Origin of the sequence: Thermosynechococcus sp. GLH187, from assembly GCF_031583395.1 — a bacterium.
Taxonomy (GTDB): Bacteria; Cyanobacteriota; Cyanobacteriia; order Thermosynechococcales; family Thermosynechococcaceae; genus Thermosynechococcus.
On sequence record NZ_CP134175.1, the window covers coordinates 1,532,975 to 1,547,519 of the forward strand.

Consider the following 14,545-nt stretch of genomic DNA (forward strand, 5'->3'; position numbering starts at 1 on the left):
GCAGCGATCGCTACGGACGCTGGGCATTGGAAATTGACCTGATCATCCGATAGGGTAGGGTTCGGTGTCACAGCGAAGTTTGCAGCGATGTCAGCCATTCTAGAAACCCTTGCCCTGATTCTCATGCTGGGATTCTTTGGGGGTCAGTTGGCACGGCGACTAGGGGCACCGGCCTTGATCGGCATGATTCTCGTGGGGATTGTCCTCGGGCCTGCGGCCTTGAATCTGTTGCAAACCGATGTCCTAACGGCAGCCCCCACCTTCCGTGCTGTTGCGGTGATGGTGATTTTGATGAAGGCGGGGCTGGGCTTGGATCGTCAGAAGTTGGTACAACAGGGCACGGTGGCGCTACGCCTCGGGGTATTACCCGCACTGTGTGAAATGGTCGTTGTGGCTGGGGTGGCGATGCTGCTACTGGGATTTGATTTGCGCCAAGGGCTATTGTTGGGGGCGATCGTGGCACCGGAGTCCCCGGCTGTCATTGTGCCGGGCATGCTACGGCTAAAAAGTTTGGGCTGGGGCGTGGACAAGGGGATTAGTGATGCGATTCTCTCGGGCAGTGCTATTTCCGATGTAGTCATACTGCTGCTGTTTAGTCTGCTGATGGGGTCTGAGCATGAGGGAGGATTCCTAGGGGCTTTGCCGCCCGCCTTGGGGGTGAGTGTGCAGGCACTCCTTGAAATTGGTGGTGGCTTGATCGTGGGCTATGGCTTGGCCTGGGCGCTGGTCTTTTTGTTGGTCAAGCAAAACTGGAGTCAAAATCGGGTGCAAACAACCCTCGTGGCAGCAGCAGTGGCCTTGGGAGCGGTGGGCTTGGCCGATCGCCTGCCGTTGTTTTCCGGCTACCTTGCGGTGATGAGTGCCGGCTTCTTCTTGATTGAGATGGATGCCCCCCTAGCGCGGCAATTGCGGGGCGGCTTTGATGTGCTGTGGCAGGTGGCAGAGATTTTTCTCTTCGTGCTGTTGGGTGCCAGTGTCCAGTTGGGGGTGTTGCAAAGTTCCCTCGGTGTGGGTTTGGTGATTTTGGCGGTGGGTACCTTGATTGGGCGGGGCATCGGTTGGTATCTTTCCACCCTTGGCAGTCATTGGACACTCTCCGAACGCCTCTTTTTGCTGCCGGGGAATTCCGCAAAGGCAACGGTGCAAGCGGCGATCGGTGCTTTACCCTTATCCGCTGGGGTGGCGGGGGGTGAAACGATGCTGGCGATCGCGGTTCTCTCGATCCTGATTACGGCTCCCTTGGGGGCATGGGCAATTCCCACGTTTGCACCAAAGCTCCTGCAAAAGGGCGAGGTGGATGCCACCAAAGTTCTGCTGCAACCACGGGTTGTGCTCTTAGCACCGGTGGATGTTTCGAGTGTCACCCCCTACGTTCTCCAAAAGACGGCGGAATTAGCGCGGCGTGCTGATGCGGAAGTGATTGTGCTCCATGTGCAGGATGTTCCTGATCCCAAGGCAGTGGCCACACTCCAAGCCCAAGTCAAGCAGTACCTCGCAGACATTCGCTATCGTTTCATTGTGACCGCTGGCCCAATTCCCCAAGCCATTTTGGATACGGCAACCCTCTACAACGTGACCGAAATTATCCTTGGCAAACATGGTCAAGGGGGTCTGAAGCGCGTGCTCATGGGATCTGTGTGCCAGAGTATTCTTGAGACCTCAACCCGACCCGTGCTGATTGTGGAGGAACCCCGCTCGTGATCCCTATGCATCCCCGATTGCGACCGGCCTTAGCTGTCAGTTTGGGTGCGATTCCGGGGGCCTTAAGCCGCTTTTTACTAGAGGCCTATTTGGAACCCTATCTTACGGGTAATGTGCCCTTTGCTACGCTCGTCGTCAATGTCACGGGTTGCTTTCTGCTGGGGGTGATTGCTCCCCTTGCCTTTGCCCGCACCTTTGTCCTGCATCCCGATTTGCGCTTGCTATTGACAACGGGGTTTATTGGTTCCTACACAACCTTTTCATCCTACGAGTTGGATAACGACAAGCTCTTGGGAATCACAGATGCGGCAGTCGAGGGTTTTTACTGGCTCGGCAGTACAGGGCTGGGATTATTAGCACTGGAGTTGGGCAGCCGCCTAACGCTGCGGAGTCTAGCCCATTGGGAGAAGTGGGATGATCGCACCTGAGAGTGTATTGGCCATTGCCATTGGAGCGGTGCCCGGTGCCTTGGCCAGATATTATGTGGGTCTGTGGAGCGATCGCCGCTTTGGCACCCTTGTCTTCGGTACCCTGAGCATGAATCTCATGGGTGCCTTTCTTATGGGCTTTTTGAGCCCTGTTTTAGCCCGTTGGGGGGCACCGCTGTGGCTCAGCCATGGCATCACTGTCGGTTTTTTGGGGTCTTTGACCACCTTTTCTACGTTTACCCTCGAGGTATCGAACCTGCGCCGTGAAGGCTACCCCCGCATTGCGTGGCTGTACTGGCTGAGTACGCCTATCCTCGGGTTTCTCTGTGTGGAAGCCGGCATTGGCCTCTCCCATTGGATGTAGATCAACGGCTAGCCGCCAATACTGGCCAGTAGCTTCGCTTCCTCCTCCTTGGAAATGAGGCGGCCTTGGTTTTCGTAGTCGGGAATTTGGTCAAAGTAGAGGTAGCGATAGAGATCCGCTGCAAAGGGATCAATTTTCCGCGTCACAATCTCTAGGTACTCCTCGCGGGTGGGAATGCGCCCCAGTAGGGCACAAACTGCTGCTAGCTCTGCGGATCCCAGATAGACCCGTGCCCCTTTGCCCATGCGGTTATTAAAGTTCCGTGTGGAGGTGGAGAAAACCGTGGTGTGATCAGCAACGCGGGCTTGGTTGCCCATGCACAGGGAGCAGCCCGGCATCTCCATGCGTGCCCCAGCAGCAGCAAAAATACCGTAGTAGCCCTCTTCGCGCAACTGCTGCTCATCCATACGGGTGGGGGGTGCAATCCAGAGGCGCACCTTCACCGCCCCCTCTCCTTCCAGTACCTTGGCAGCGGCACGGTAGTGGCCAATATTGGTCATACAGGAGCCAATAAAGACCTCCTGCACTGGATCGCCGGCACATTCGGAGAGGGTTTTGATATTGTCGGGGTCATTGGGGGCAGCCACAAGGGGTTCCTTGATTTGATCTAGATCCACCTCAATCACATCGGCATACTCGGCATCCGCATCCGCCGAGAGGAGACTGGGATTGGCCAGCCATGCCTCCATCTTTTTCACCCGCCGTAGAATCGTACGCGCATCGCCGTAGCCACGGGCCACCATATTTTTCAGGAGGGCTACATTCGATCGCAGGTAGGTTGCCACCGTTTCTTCACTCAGTTTAATCGTGCACCCTGCGGCCGATCGCTCCGCTGTGGCATCGGTGAGTTCAAAGGCCTGCTCCAGTTGCAAGTGCGGCAGCCCCTCCATTTCCATGATCCGTCCGGAGAAAACATTCTTTTTATTCTCCTTGGCAACGGTGAGCTTACCCTGCTGAATGGCCACATAGGGAATGGCATTGACAATGTCCCGCAGCGTCACCCCCGGTTGCAACGCACCTTTGAAGCGCACGAGCACCGACTCCGGCATATCCAAAGGCATCACCCCCAAGGCCGCTGCAAAGGCGACCAAGCCAGAACCTGCTGGGAACGAAATGCCCAAGGGAAAACGGGTATGGGAATCGCCCCCCGTGCCCACGGTATCCGGCAGCAGCATGCGGTTGAGCCAAGAGTGAATAATGCCATCTCCCGGTCGTAGCGAGACGCCCCCTCGCGAGGTCATAAAGTCCGGCAGTTCTTTGTGGGTTTTGATGTCAACGGGCTTGGGATAAGCCGCCGTATGGCAGAAACTTTGCAAGACCAAATCCGCACCAAAGCCAAGGCAGGCCAGCTCCTTGAGTTCATCGCGGGTCATTGGGCCTGTCGTATCCTGGGAGCCAACCGTTGTCATGACCGGTTCACAGTAGGTGCCGGGGCGGACGCCGGGGAGACCACAGGCTTTACCGACAATCTTTTGCGCCAAGGTATAGCCCTTACTGCTCTCAACGGGGGGCTTGGGACGAGTAAAGAGGGGACTGGGTTCTCGGCCAAGGGCAGCCCGTGCTTTGTCGGTGAGGGTACGCCCAATGAGAAGGGGAATGCGCCCCCCCGCTCGCACTTCATCCAAGAGGGTCTCGGGTTTGAGGGTAAAGGTACTGATGACCTCCCCCGCTGCATTGGTGATTTCGCCGCGGTAGGGGTAGATCGTGATCACATCCCCCATATTCATGCGGGTAACATCGCACTCAATGGGCAGGGCGCCGGAGTCCTCCATGGTGTTGAAGAAAATGGGCGCAATTTTGCCACCAAGACAGACGCCCCCTGTGCGCTTATTGGGAACGTAGGGAATGTCGCGACCAATGTGCCAAATCACAGAGTTGGTGGCGGACTTGCGGGAGGAACCGGTGCCAACCACATCCCCCACATAGGCAAGGGGGTAGCCCTTTTGCTTCAGTTCGGCAATGATTTGCAGTGCCCCCGGCAAGCGGCTTTCCAGCATCACCGTAGCGTGCAGCGGAATATCGGGGCGGGTGGTGGCATGGGGGGCAGGGGAAAGATCATCGGTATTGGTTTCACCGGCGACCTTAAAAACGGTGACAGTAATGGCCTCCGGCAGCGGATCACGGCAGGTAAACCAATCCCCATTGGCCCAAGATTCCATCACCTGACGGGCGTAGGGGTTGCCTTGGTGCATCAGGTCTTGGACATCGTGAAAGGCGTCATAGACCAAGAGGGTATGGCTGAGGGCAGTGGCCGCCGCACGGGCAAGTTCTGGGTTTTCATGGCGCAGCAGCTCAATGAGGGATTGAACGTTGTAGCCCCCCAGCATTGTCCCTAGGAGTTCCACCGCTGCAACGGGAGTGATGAGGGGACTGGTGAGTTCTCCTTTGGCGATCGCCGTCAAAAAGCCGGCTTTAATGTAGGCCGCTTCATCGACACCGGGGGGCACGCGATCGCGAATCAGGTGCAGTAGGTAGTCTTCTTCGCCCGCTGGGGGGTGTTGCAGTAGATCACAAACCGCCGAGGTTTCTGCCGCCGTCAGGGGCAAGGGGGGAATGCCCAAGGCAGCACGTTCTTGGGTTTGCTGACGGTATTGGCTGAGTACGGTTGTGTCCACGCGCTGTTGACCTCAATTCGGATACAAGGGAGAACAAAATCATTTAAGTGCGGATCTAGATTTTAGAGTACAGATTCCCCTTTGGGGGTTTGGTTGCCTTTGCTACCCTTGCCCCTATCGCCAGTCCCGCTGTAACTCTTCAGCAACGCGGCGGTAATCCGCTTGAGCTTCCTTCGCCTGCTTGCCCTTCCATTGGGTAATGGGTACGCCGTCGAGAGCCGCCCGTTCGTGGGCTTTGTAGGCGCGGATAAAGGAGTGACAGGCTGCTACCCCCAACTGCAAGAGCGTATTTTGGGCTTCGAGGGCTTCATTGACACAGCGGGGATCAACGCGGGTGAGCAGGACGCGGTGGGGAACGTTAGACGGTTGCACCACTTGCTTCACTGTTTCAATGAGGGCGGCAAGGTCAATGGGGGCGGGGGGGGTGGGCAGCACCAGATAGTCAGCGATCGGTACCACCGCTGCTAGGGCACTGGAGGCTAAGGCCGGCGGCGTATCGACAACAATCAGGTCATAGCCAGAAAGCTGGCGTACCCTGCTGAGGAGTTTGGGGTTAAGCTCCTGGGCGAGATCGAAGCCCATGGATTGGCCACTGCGCTGAAACCACCACGTGGCTGAGGCTTGGGGATCCGTATCCACCAACAACACCCTGTACTGCTCGGCATAGGTGGCTGCTAGGTTGATTGCCGTTGTGGTTTTACCAACGCCTCCCTTGCCATTGAGGACCGCCAGCAGACGGGGTTCAGCCAAGGCCCTATCCTCCTAAAACTGCCGCAGAAAGCGCAAATCACTGGTGTAAAAGCGGCGAATATCATCAATTTGATGCAGCACCATGGCAAACCGCTCCACACCGAATCCGGCGGCAAAGCCCGTGTAGACCTCTGGATCGTAGCCGACATTTTTGAGCACAGCAGGATCCACCATGCCACAGCCCATCACCTCTAACCAGCGTCCCTGCCACTGCACATCCACCTCCGCCGAGGGTTCGGTAAAGGGGAAATAGCTGGCTCGGAAACGAATGGGAACATCACCAAAGAGTGCCGCCAGAAACGTCGTGACGGTACCCTTGAGGTCGGTAAAGGTCAGCCCCTCATCCACTGCCAAAATCTCAATCTGATGGAACACAGCCGCGTGGGTGGCATCCTCCGTATCCCGCCGATAACAACGGCCGGGAGCAACAATGCGAATGGGCGGATCATTGAGTTCCATGTAGCGAATCTGCACCGAGGAGGTGTGGGTGCGCAGCAGATTGCCATCGGGCAGGTAGAAGGTGTCCTGCATGTCGCGAGCCGGGTGATCTGCAGGTGTATTCAGCGCCTCAAAGTTGTAGTAGTCAGTTTCCATTTCGGGGCCATTGGCAACGGTATAGCCGAGACCCACAAAAATATCGAGGATGCGGTCAATGGTGCTATTGAGGGGATGAATGTGCCCTTGGGGACGATAGACGCCCGGCAGGGTGACATCAAGGCTTTCAGCCGCCAGTTGCGCAGCAATTTTTTCGGCTTGCAGGGTTTCGCGGCGGGCTTCTAGTTCTTGGAGCAGTTTTTCCTTGAGGGTGTTGGCGAGGGCACCAATGGTGGGGCGATCGCTAGGGGGCAGTTTGCCCATAAGGGCGAGAATTTGTGAGAGTTCGCCTTTTTTGCCCAAGTAGGCAACGCGCAGTTGCTCTAGGGTATCGAGGGTGCGGGCTGCAGCGATCGCCTGTAGGGCTTTGGCTTCTAAATCTTTGAGTTGTTGGCTGAGCCGATCACGATCAAGGGTGGGGGTCGTCATGGCAAAATGCAGTTGCGGGGTGCACAAATGGCAACAATTTCGGTCAAGATAAAGCATTCCCACCTGTTGGGAATAAGCCTTGATTATAACGCTATGCCCGCAGTTGCGATCGCGATGGTTCTCGAATGCCGATTCCCAACCTCACCAGCCAGCCTAAACAGACGGTCAGTCAGTGGCTAGCCAGCGCACCCCAAGCCTTTCTCCGTTCACCGCGGTTTTCTGCGAACCGCGAGCAACAGATGGCGATCGCTGCCTGTGGGCTGTGGTTTTGGGCACAACTCCTTTACCTGCACGATTTGTCTGCAACCCCTTGGCCGTGGCTCGAAAGTGTGGTGGAGGCCGCCGCCGTCGTCATCATTGGTGGTTTTCCAGTGCTATGGTGGGCAAGTGGCCAGCGGGATTTTAATAAGATGACCCAACGCTGGCCGGGGCGGTTACTCCTCAGTTTGGCACTGTACATTGCCATTGGCTTGATTCTCCCCCAAGCAGGCCGCTTTCCTTGGCAGCGGGTTCTCACCAATTTAATCTTTGCTGATCAGCCGTGGCTGAACTTGCTGATCTTTCTCGGAGGCGTCTGGGCCATGGTGCGCGTCCCTGTCCTCTTGCGGCAGCAAACCACACCGACACCAGTGTTGTGGGCTTGGATCAGTGGAGCAGCACTTTATTTGTTGCTCAGCCACAGTGGGTTGATTTCGCCAGCCTTCCCCAAAGCGTACACAGAAGGATTCATCATTACCCCTATCTATTTGCTCCTATGTGCTTGGGGCGATTGGCAGCGGCGACACCCGCCACGGGCGACCCCCACGGGATTGGGACTGCACGACATTCCCCTAATTGCGGTCTCGCTTTTTAGCCTCTACTGGTTCTCGACCCCCTACTTTCGCTTTGGCCCTTTTGTGGCACTGCAACTGTTTATTTTGGTGATCATTTTTGGCAGGGGGCTGGGGCGATCGCACTTTGGCTATAGTTTTGAACCCCGCTGGTGCGATGCTCGTTTATTGGCGGCAATGTTCTTGGCGGCTTTGGTAACCATGGTGCCCTTGGGGAGTCTATTGGGCTTTTTGCCCTTGGCGAAATTTAACTTGACGCCTTCGCCTTTGGCGGTGTTTGTCTATGTCAGCCTCTTTGCAATGCGGGTGGGCATTTTTGAGGAGGTGCTCTTTCGCAGTGGTTTGATGATTTTCGTGCGGGATCTGTGGCAGCACTATGGGGGCGATCGCCAGCGGCCGGTGGTCATTGCTTGGGGTGCCATTCTCATTTGTTCGCTGCTTTTTGGTATTCTCCATGTAGGCAATGAGCCGAATGCCGATATTCAACTGCCCCTCATGGCCTACCGAGCGGTGTATATCGTCATGGCAACCTTGGCCTCCCTCTTTTACTGCCTCACCTTTGCCTGTACCCAGCGCCTCTGGGCGGGCGTTCTCCTGCATGGTCTGGTGGATGCGATCGCCGTCGTCTTTTTTGGCGCTGCCCTTGTTGCCCCTTTCTAGCGCACCACAATCACAGGCACACCCGGCTTGACTTTCTCAAAAAGCTCCTCAATGTCGCGGTTGTACATCCGCACGCAACCGTGGGAAACCGCATGACCAATGGAATCCGGATGGGGGGTACCGTGCAACCCAACCCAATTGGTGCCATCACTCCAAAAGCCAATCCAACGCCGCCCCAAGGGGTTGCGGGGATGTCCACCAGCAATCACTGCCCCGGTAAAGGGATTTTTCCAAGCGGGATCGCGAATCATCTCCCGCACTTGAAATTGACCTGTGGGGGTTTCCCACCCCGGACGACCTACGGCCACGGGATACCGGCGCAGGGGAGTTTGTCCTTGATAGAGGGTCAATTGGCGCCGTGATAGGCTGATTTCTAGACGTAGGGGAGCGGTGACCGCCGGTGGAGGAGCAGTAGCAAGGGCAAAGGGGAGACGACCCCAAAGACTCAAACTCACCCATCCAATAACCGCGATCGCTCGCTGGCCAGCTTTTAGGAAGCCTTGTGCTTTCATTCCGCAATTCACTCCTACCACTGTGAGATTGGCATTGGGGAATAATAGATAGTTACGTTGCTACTGAAAAATTTTTCAAAATTCTAGATGAATGACCAAGTTCTCCGCTATTTACCCCTTGCAACGGGGGTTTTGGGGGGCACACTTCTCCTCATCAATCGCCTCTTGACCCCCCTGCTGACCCCTTCCCAAGCCCGTGCCGATGTCGTGGGGGTGATCCTTGCGGCGGTCTTGATTTTGACGACGCTGATTTGGCAGCGGGTGCAGCCCCGTCCTGCGGAAGCGGTGATCCTTGAAGGGGAAGAGGGATTTGAACTTGCCGATGATCTGGATGCTGCCCTGAAAACAGAGCTGGCGTGGCTGTCCTATACCTTGCTGAAGAATACGCCGACAAAGTCCATTGTCATTTGGCGCGCCGATCGCCCCCTCCTGCGGCGCGGTATTCTGGGGCCCAAACCAATGACGGCCACGGGTGCCATTGTGCAGCGCGCCCTGCAAACCCAACGCCCCATCTATTTAGTGAATTTAGCCCTTTACCCCGGACGCATTGAATTTGACTATTTGCCCCCCAATACCCAAGGGGTGATCTGCCAACCGGTGGATGCGCAAACGGTGATGATTCTCGGCACTAATGCCCCCCGCCGCTATACCAAACAGGATGAACAGTGGGTAGCTGCCCTTGCCGCCAAGCTCGCCCAGGTGCTGGCAGAACAGTACAATAAAGCCTAGACACGCTTTGAAGCGACTTTTTTTTGACACTGAAGACCGTTTATTAGGATTTCGATATTTACTATGACTGTTGCCACTTCTGCTACCCCTGCTGTGCCCAGCGACTCGCGTCAACGGGCAGCGACTTTTTTGAAAGACCTCCAGGATCAGATTTGTCAGGCTCTAGAGGCAGCCGATGGCGGTGCCCAGTTTCAAGAGGACAGTTGGCAACGTCCCGAAGGGGGCGGTGGTCGCTCGCGGGTGATGAAAAATGGTCAGCTCTTAGAGCAGGGGGGCGTTAATTTCTCAGAGGTGTGGGGGGAGCAATTGCCGCCCTCAATCTTGGCGCAGCGGCCAGAGGCAGCGGGGCATGGCTTCTATGCCACGGGTACCTCCATGGTGCTCCATCCCCGCAATCCCTATGTGCCAACGGTGCATTTGAACTACCGCTACTTTGAAGCAGGTCCTGTGTGGTGGTTTGGCGGTGGCGCAGATTTGACCCCCTACTACCCCTTTGCTGAGGATGCGAAACACTTCCATCAGGTGCATAAGGCTGCCTGCGATCGCCACCACAGCGAGTACTACCCTGTGTTCAAACGCTGGTGTGATGAATACTTCTACCTCAAGCATCGTGGCGAGACCCGTGGCGTGGGCGGCATTTTCTTTGACTACCAAGATGGCAGCGATCGCGAGCTTTACCGCGGCCCTGATCCCCATGGCGAAGCTGCTCGCTACAGTCAAAAGGTTGGTTCCATCGGCAATCGTTCGTGGGAAGACCTGTTTGCCTTTATTCAAAGCTGTGGCCAAGCCTTTCTAGAAGCCTACCTACCGATTGTGGAACGGCGGCGTCACCTCGAGTATGGCGATCGCGAGCGGCAATTTCAGCTCTATCGGCGCGGGCGCTATGTGGAATTCAACCTCGTCTATGACCGCGGCACCATCTTCGGCCTGCAAACCAATGGCCGCACCGAGTCTATTTTGATGTCCTTACCCCCCCTTGTCCGCTGGGAATATGGCTATACCCCGGAACCCAACAGCCGCGAAGCGGAACTGTACACCACCTTTCTCAAGCCCCAAGACTGGGTGAATTGGCCACTCTAAAGTAACTCTAAAGATGGACGCCCCTGTGTTGCGCCGTGTTCTTGCTCTCCTTGGAGATCTGCGCCTAGCAATTCTCCTGTTGCTGGTGATTGCGATCGCCAGTATTGCCGGCACCGTGATTGAGCAGGGGCAATCCCTCAGCTTCTATCAGGCCAATTATCCCGAAGACCCTGCCCTGTTTGGTTTTCTCAGTTGGCGGGTGCTGCTGGCCCTAGGGCTAGATCATGTCTATCGCACCCCTTGGTATCTCACTCTGTTGGTGCTCTTTGGCGCCAGTTTAACGGCCTGTACCTTCACTCGGCAGGTGCCTGCCCTCACCACCGCCCAACGCTGGCAGTACTACTCCCAACCGCGTCAATTCACCAAGCTGGCCCTGAGCACCACGATTCCCCAAGGCTCCCTCAAGGACTTAGCCACTGCCCTAGGTGCAAAGGGCTACCGCGTCTGGCAAACCGATAATCAACTCTATGCCCGCAAAGGCATTGTTGGTCGCATGGGCCCGATTGTGGTTCATGCCAGTATGATTCTGATTTTGCTGGGGGGGATTTTGGGGGCGCTGACGGGCTTTATGGCGCAAGAACTCATTCCCAGTGGTGAAACCTTTCATCTTCAGCACATTGTGCAGGCGGGGCCACTGGCGCGCATCCCCCAACACTGGTCGGTCAGGGTAAATCGCTTTTGGATTGATTACACTGATGCGGGGGAGATTGATCAGTTCTACTCAGACCTCTCGATACTGGATGCGCAAGGCCAAGAGGTGAAGCGGGGCACAATCCATGTCAACCAGCCCCTGAAGTATGGCGGAGTCACCCTCTATCAGGCGGACTGGAGTATTGCCGCCATTCGCTTTCGCCTTAACAACAGTCCCGTGCTGCAACTGCCCATGGCCCAGCTAGACACAGAAGGCAAAGGTCGTCTTTGGGGCACATGGCTGCCCACGAAACCGGATCTCTCGGAGGGGATTTCCCTGATTGCACGGGATTTACAGGGGACTGTGTTGATCTATAGTCCCAAGGGCGAGTTTCTCACTAGCTTGCGCACCGGCATGAGTACAGAAATCAATGGGGTCAGGCTGACATTGGTTGAACTGGTGGGCAGTACAGGGCTACAAATGAAAGCCGATCCGGGGATTCCCCTGTTTTATGCGGGCTTTGCCCTGTTGATGGCCGGCGTGATCATGAGCTATGTGTCCCACTCGCAGGTGTGGGGGCTGCAGGAAAACGATCTCCTCTATGTAGGTGGCCGCACCAATCGGGCGCAGTTGGCCTTTGAGCAGGAATTGGTGGCGATCGCCAATGCCTTAAACCGCCAAGACCAGCCCCTAGCCGTTGAACAAAATTAGCCGGCACTCCCCCTTGACTCTCTAGTTGACTGGAGACTTGAAGATTCTCAATAGGGAGTGCTCTAGGGGAATCTCACCATGGTTCTCAAGCTGCGCGTGCCCGACATGGCCTGTGGCGCCTGTCGTGATGCCATTATCCAAGCGATTCAAGCGGTTGACACCCGTGCCACTGTAAGCGCCGATCTCGCAACCAAAGAGCTAGAAATTGACACCCAAGCCCCAGCGGCAGACATCCGCAGTGCCATTCGTCAAGCCGGTTATACACCCCAATGATCACCCAGCTCACCTTCCAGGTGCAGGGGATGCAGTGCGCCGCTTGCGCCAATGTCATTGAAACTGCCCTGCGATCGCTACCGGGCGTCAGGGACTGTGAAATTTATTTTGCCGCCGCTCAGGCCACGGTCACCTACGATCCCCAGCAAGTGACCTGGTCAGATCTACAGGGGGCGATCGCTAAAGCCGGCTATCACGCAGAGCGACTGCCTGAAGAAGGCTTGGTAACTGACACCGCCACCGCAGAATTGACCTATCGGGCTGAGCTGCGCCGTCTCAAACGCCGACTCCTCTTTGCCGGTAGCGCCACCCTACTCCTGCTAGTGGGGAATCTACCCATGATGACGGGCTGGCATCTCCCTTGGATCCCCCCATGGCTGCACCATCCTTGGCTGCAACTGTTGCTGACAGCGCCGATTCAGTTTTGGAGTGGTGAATCCTTTTATGAGGGAGCCTGGCGAGCACTGCGCTATCGCACAGCAACGATGGACACCCTAGTGGCTCTGGGCACCAGTGTCGCCTTTTTCTACTCGCTCTTTGTGACGCTCTTTCCCCAAGCCTTCCATGCCCACATGCCAGAGGTCTATTACGAAGTCTCAGCCGTCGTCATTACCCTGATTCTCTTGGGACGCTTTCTCGAAAGTCGCGCCAAACGGGAAACTGCTGCCGCTATTCGCAAACTCCTCGCCCTGCAACCGAAAACGGCACGGGTAATTCGTAACGGAGAAGCGGTGGAGGTGCCCCTGATTGAAGTGCAAGTGGGGGATCGATTGCTGGTGCGTCCGGGCGAAAAGATTCCCGTCGATGGTGAGATTGTGGCTGGGGCCTCAACCGTCGATGAATCCATGGTAACGGGGGAAAGCTTACCAGTGGAAAAGCGCGAGGGGGATGAAGTCATTGGCGCCACCCTCAATCAAACCGGAAGTCTGCAGATCCGAGCCACGCGGGTGGGGTCGCAAACCTTTTTGGCACAAATGATTCGACTGGTGCAGCAGGCCCAAGCCTCAAAAGCCCCCATTCAAAAACTAGCGGATCGCATCACGGCTTGGTTTGTGCCGGCAGTGTTGGCGATCGCTCTCCTGACGGGGCTGCTGTGGCTGACCATTGGCCGCAATCCCACCCTAGCCCTGTTGACCACCATTGGCGTTTTGATCATTGCCTGTCCCTGTGCCCTTGGCTTGGCCACCCCCACCTCAATCATGGTGGCCAGCGGCAAAGCAGCGGAGTATGGCATTTTGATTAAAGATGCCCGCAGTCTCCAGCTGGCCCATCGAGTGCAAACCGTGGTTTTCGATAAAACAGGCACCCTCACCCAAGGCCATCCCAGCGTCACCGATTTTTATTCTCAGGCGGAGGCCACAACCCTTTTGCGCCTGGCCGCCAGTGTGGAATGGCACTCGGAACATCCCTTGGCTGCCGCCGTGGTCGAGTATGCCCAAGCCCAGGGGGTATCGCCCCAACCGGTTCGCGATTTTGGGGCCACCATTGGTCAAGGGGTACAGGGCATGGTTGAGGATCAATGGGTGCTCATTGGTACCCCAGCCTTTCTAGCAGGCCACGGCATTGCCACCGCCCCTTGGCAGCCTCAAGCTCAAACCCTTGCACAGCAGGGGAAAACGGTCATCTGGATAGCGGTGGATGCCCAAGTCAGGGGGCTGATCGCCCTTGCCGACACGCTGAAACCCGAAGCCCCAGCGGTAGTGGCTGCCCTCAAGCGCATGGGATTAGAGGTGATTCTGCTGACCGGCGATCAGGCCGTAACCGCTGCGGCCATTGCCCAGCAAGTGGGAATTGAGCATTACGTTGCCAGTGTCCGCCCCGATCAAAAGGCAGCGATCATTGCTGAACTGCAACGGCAAGGGAAGTGCGTGGCCATGGTGGGGGATGGCATTAATGATGCCCCGGCCCTCGCTCAAGCCGATGTGGGCATTGCTCTGGGCACGGGTACCGATGTAGCGATCGCCAGCAGTGACATCACCCTCATTGCCGGTCATCTTCAGGGCATTGTCATCGCCCTACAACTCAGCCGCGCCACCATCCAAAATATTCGCCAGAATCTCTTTTTCGCCTTCATCTATAATGTGGCCGGCATTCCCATTGCCGCTGGTATCCTTTACCCCCTGAGCGGCTGGCTCCTCAATCCCATGGTGGCCGGTGCAGCAATGGCCTTTAGTTCCTTCTCCGTGGTGATGAATGCCCTGCGCCTGCGCTCTTTTCGACGATCGTCGGCATTCTAAC

13 protein-coding genes are annotated in these 14,545 nt (G+C 56.6%); 9 read left to right on the forward strand and 4 right to left on the reverse strand.

Annotated features, from left to right (window positions below):
- Nucleotides 1–87: 87 nt before the first annotated feature.
- From RHI63_RS07485 to RHI63_RS07495, 3 genes are read left to right on the forward strand one after another with little or no spacing between them, the layout of a single operon-like run.
- Nucleotides 88–1,701 carry a cation:proton antiporter gene (locus tag RHI63_RS07485; RefSeq protein ID WP_310821403.1) on the forward strand — a complete coding sequence of 538 codons (1,614 nt, stop codon included), beginning with the start codon at nucleotides 88–90 and terminating at the stop codon, nucleotides 1,699–1,701.
- A gap of 5 nt (nucleotides 1,702–1,706) precedes the next feature.
- A complete protein-coding gene (crcB, locus tag RHI63_RS07490) occupies nucleotides 1,707–2,129 on the forward strand; it encodes a fluoride efflux transporter CrcB (RefSeq protein ID WP_206199624.1) in 423 nt (140 codons plus the stop codon).
- Nucleotides 2,116–2,493 carry a CrcB family protein gene (locus RHI63_RS07495; protein ID WP_206199625.1) on the forward strand — a complete coding sequence of 126 codons (378 nt, stop codon included), beginning with the start codon at nucleotides 2,116–2,118 and terminating at the stop codon, nucleotides 2,491–2,493. The genes crcB and RHI63_RS07495 overlap by 14 nt, the downstream gene beginning before the upstream one ends.
- A gap of 8 nt (nucleotides 2,494–2,501) precedes the next feature.
- Here the strand turns inward: RHI63_RS07495 and acnB are convergent, their stop codons facing one another.
- From acnB to pheS, 3 genes are all read right to left on the reverse strand, one after another.
- Nucleotides 2,502–5,108: a bifunctional aconitate hydratase 2/2-methylisocitrate dehydratase gene (gene acnB / locus RHI63_RS07500; protein WP_310821404.1), complete on the reverse strand. Its 2,607-nt coding sequence runs from the start codon at nucleotides 5,106–5,108 to the stop codon at nucleotides 2,502–2,504.
- Between the two features lie 114 nt (nucleotides 5,109–5,222).
- Entirely contained in the window at nucleotides 5,223–5,858 is a 636-nt protein-coding gene (locus RHI63_RS07505; protein ID WP_190278069.1) for a ParA family protein, read from the reverse strand.
- 12 nt (nucleotides 5,859–5,870) lie between these two features.
- Nucleotides 5,871–6,881 carry a phenylalanine--tRNA ligase subunit alpha gene (pheS, locus tag RHI63_RS07510; protein ID WP_206199627.1) on the reverse strand — a complete coding sequence of 337 codons (1,011 nt, stop codon included), beginning with the start codon at nucleotides 6,879–6,881 and terminating at the stop codon, nucleotides 5,871–5,873.
- 125 nt (nucleotides 6,882–7,006) lie between these two features.
- Between pheS and RHI63_RS07515 the strand changes: the two genes are divergently transcribed.
- Nucleotides 7,007–8,371, forward strand: coding sequence for a CPBP family intramembrane glutamic endopeptidase (locus RHI63_RS07515; protein ID WP_206199628.1), 1,365 nt, complete (start codon nucleotides 7,007–7,009; stop codon nucleotides 8,369–8,371).
- Here the strand turns inward: RHI63_RS07515 and RHI63_RS07520 are convergent.
- Nucleotides 8,368–8,883, reverse strand: coding sequence for a L,D-transpeptidase (locus tag RHI63_RS07520; protein ID WP_225901523.1), 516 nt, complete (start codon nucleotides 8,881–8,883; stop codon nucleotides 8,368–8,370). The genes RHI63_RS07515 and RHI63_RS07520 overlap by 4 nt on opposite strands.
- Nucleotides 8,884–8,970: 87 nt before the next feature.
- On the opposite strand from RHI63_RS07520, the gene RHI63_RS07525 reads away from it, so the two are divergent.
- The 5 genes from RHI63_RS07525 to RHI63_RS07545 all read left to right on the forward strand — a co-directional run bounded on the left by RHI63_RS07525 (nucleotide 8,971) and on the right by RHI63_RS07545 (nucleotide 14,544).
- Nucleotides 8,971–9,612 (forward strand): cofactor assembly of complex C subunit B, encoded by a 642-nt coding sequence (locus RHI63_RS07525; protein ID WP_206199629.1) that lies wholly within the window; start codon nucleotides 8,971–8,973, stop codon nucleotides 9,610–9,612.
- A gap of 63 nt (nucleotides 9,613–9,675) precedes the next feature.
- The gene (gene hemF, locus RHI63_RS07530; protein ID WP_310821407.1) at nucleotides 9,676–10,692 is read left to right on the forward strand and encodes an oxygen-dependent coproporphyrinogen oxidase; all 1,017 of its coding nucleotides are present in this window, start codon (nucleotides 9,676–9,678) and stop codon (nucleotides 10,690–10,692) included.
- A gap of 13 nt (nucleotides 10,693–10,705) precedes the next feature.
- Nucleotides 10,706–12,034 carry a cytochrome c biogenesis protein gene (locus tag RHI63_RS07535; RefSeq protein WP_310821408.1) on the forward strand — a complete coding sequence of 443 codons (1,329 nt, stop codon included), beginning with the start codon at nucleotides 10,706–10,708 and terminating at the stop codon, nucleotides 12,032–12,034.
- A 78-nt stretch (nucleotides 12,035–12,112) separates the two neighbouring features.
- Nucleotides 12,113–12,307, forward strand: a complete 195-nt coding sequence (locus tag RHI63_RS07540) for a heavy-metal-associated domain-containing protein (RefSeq protein ID WP_149820636.1) — start codon at nucleotides 12,113–12,115, stop codon at nucleotides 12,305–12,307.
- Nucleotides 12,304–14,544 (forward strand): heavy metal translocating P-type ATPase, encoded by a 2,241-nt coding sequence (locus tag RHI63_RS07545; RefSeq protein ID WP_310821411.1) that lies wholly within the window; start codon nucleotides 12,304–12,306, stop codon nucleotides 14,542–14,544. Before RHI63_RS07540 ends, RHI63_RS07545 begins: the two co-directional genes overlap by 4 nt.
- Nucleotide 14,545 lies beyond the last annotated feature (1 nt).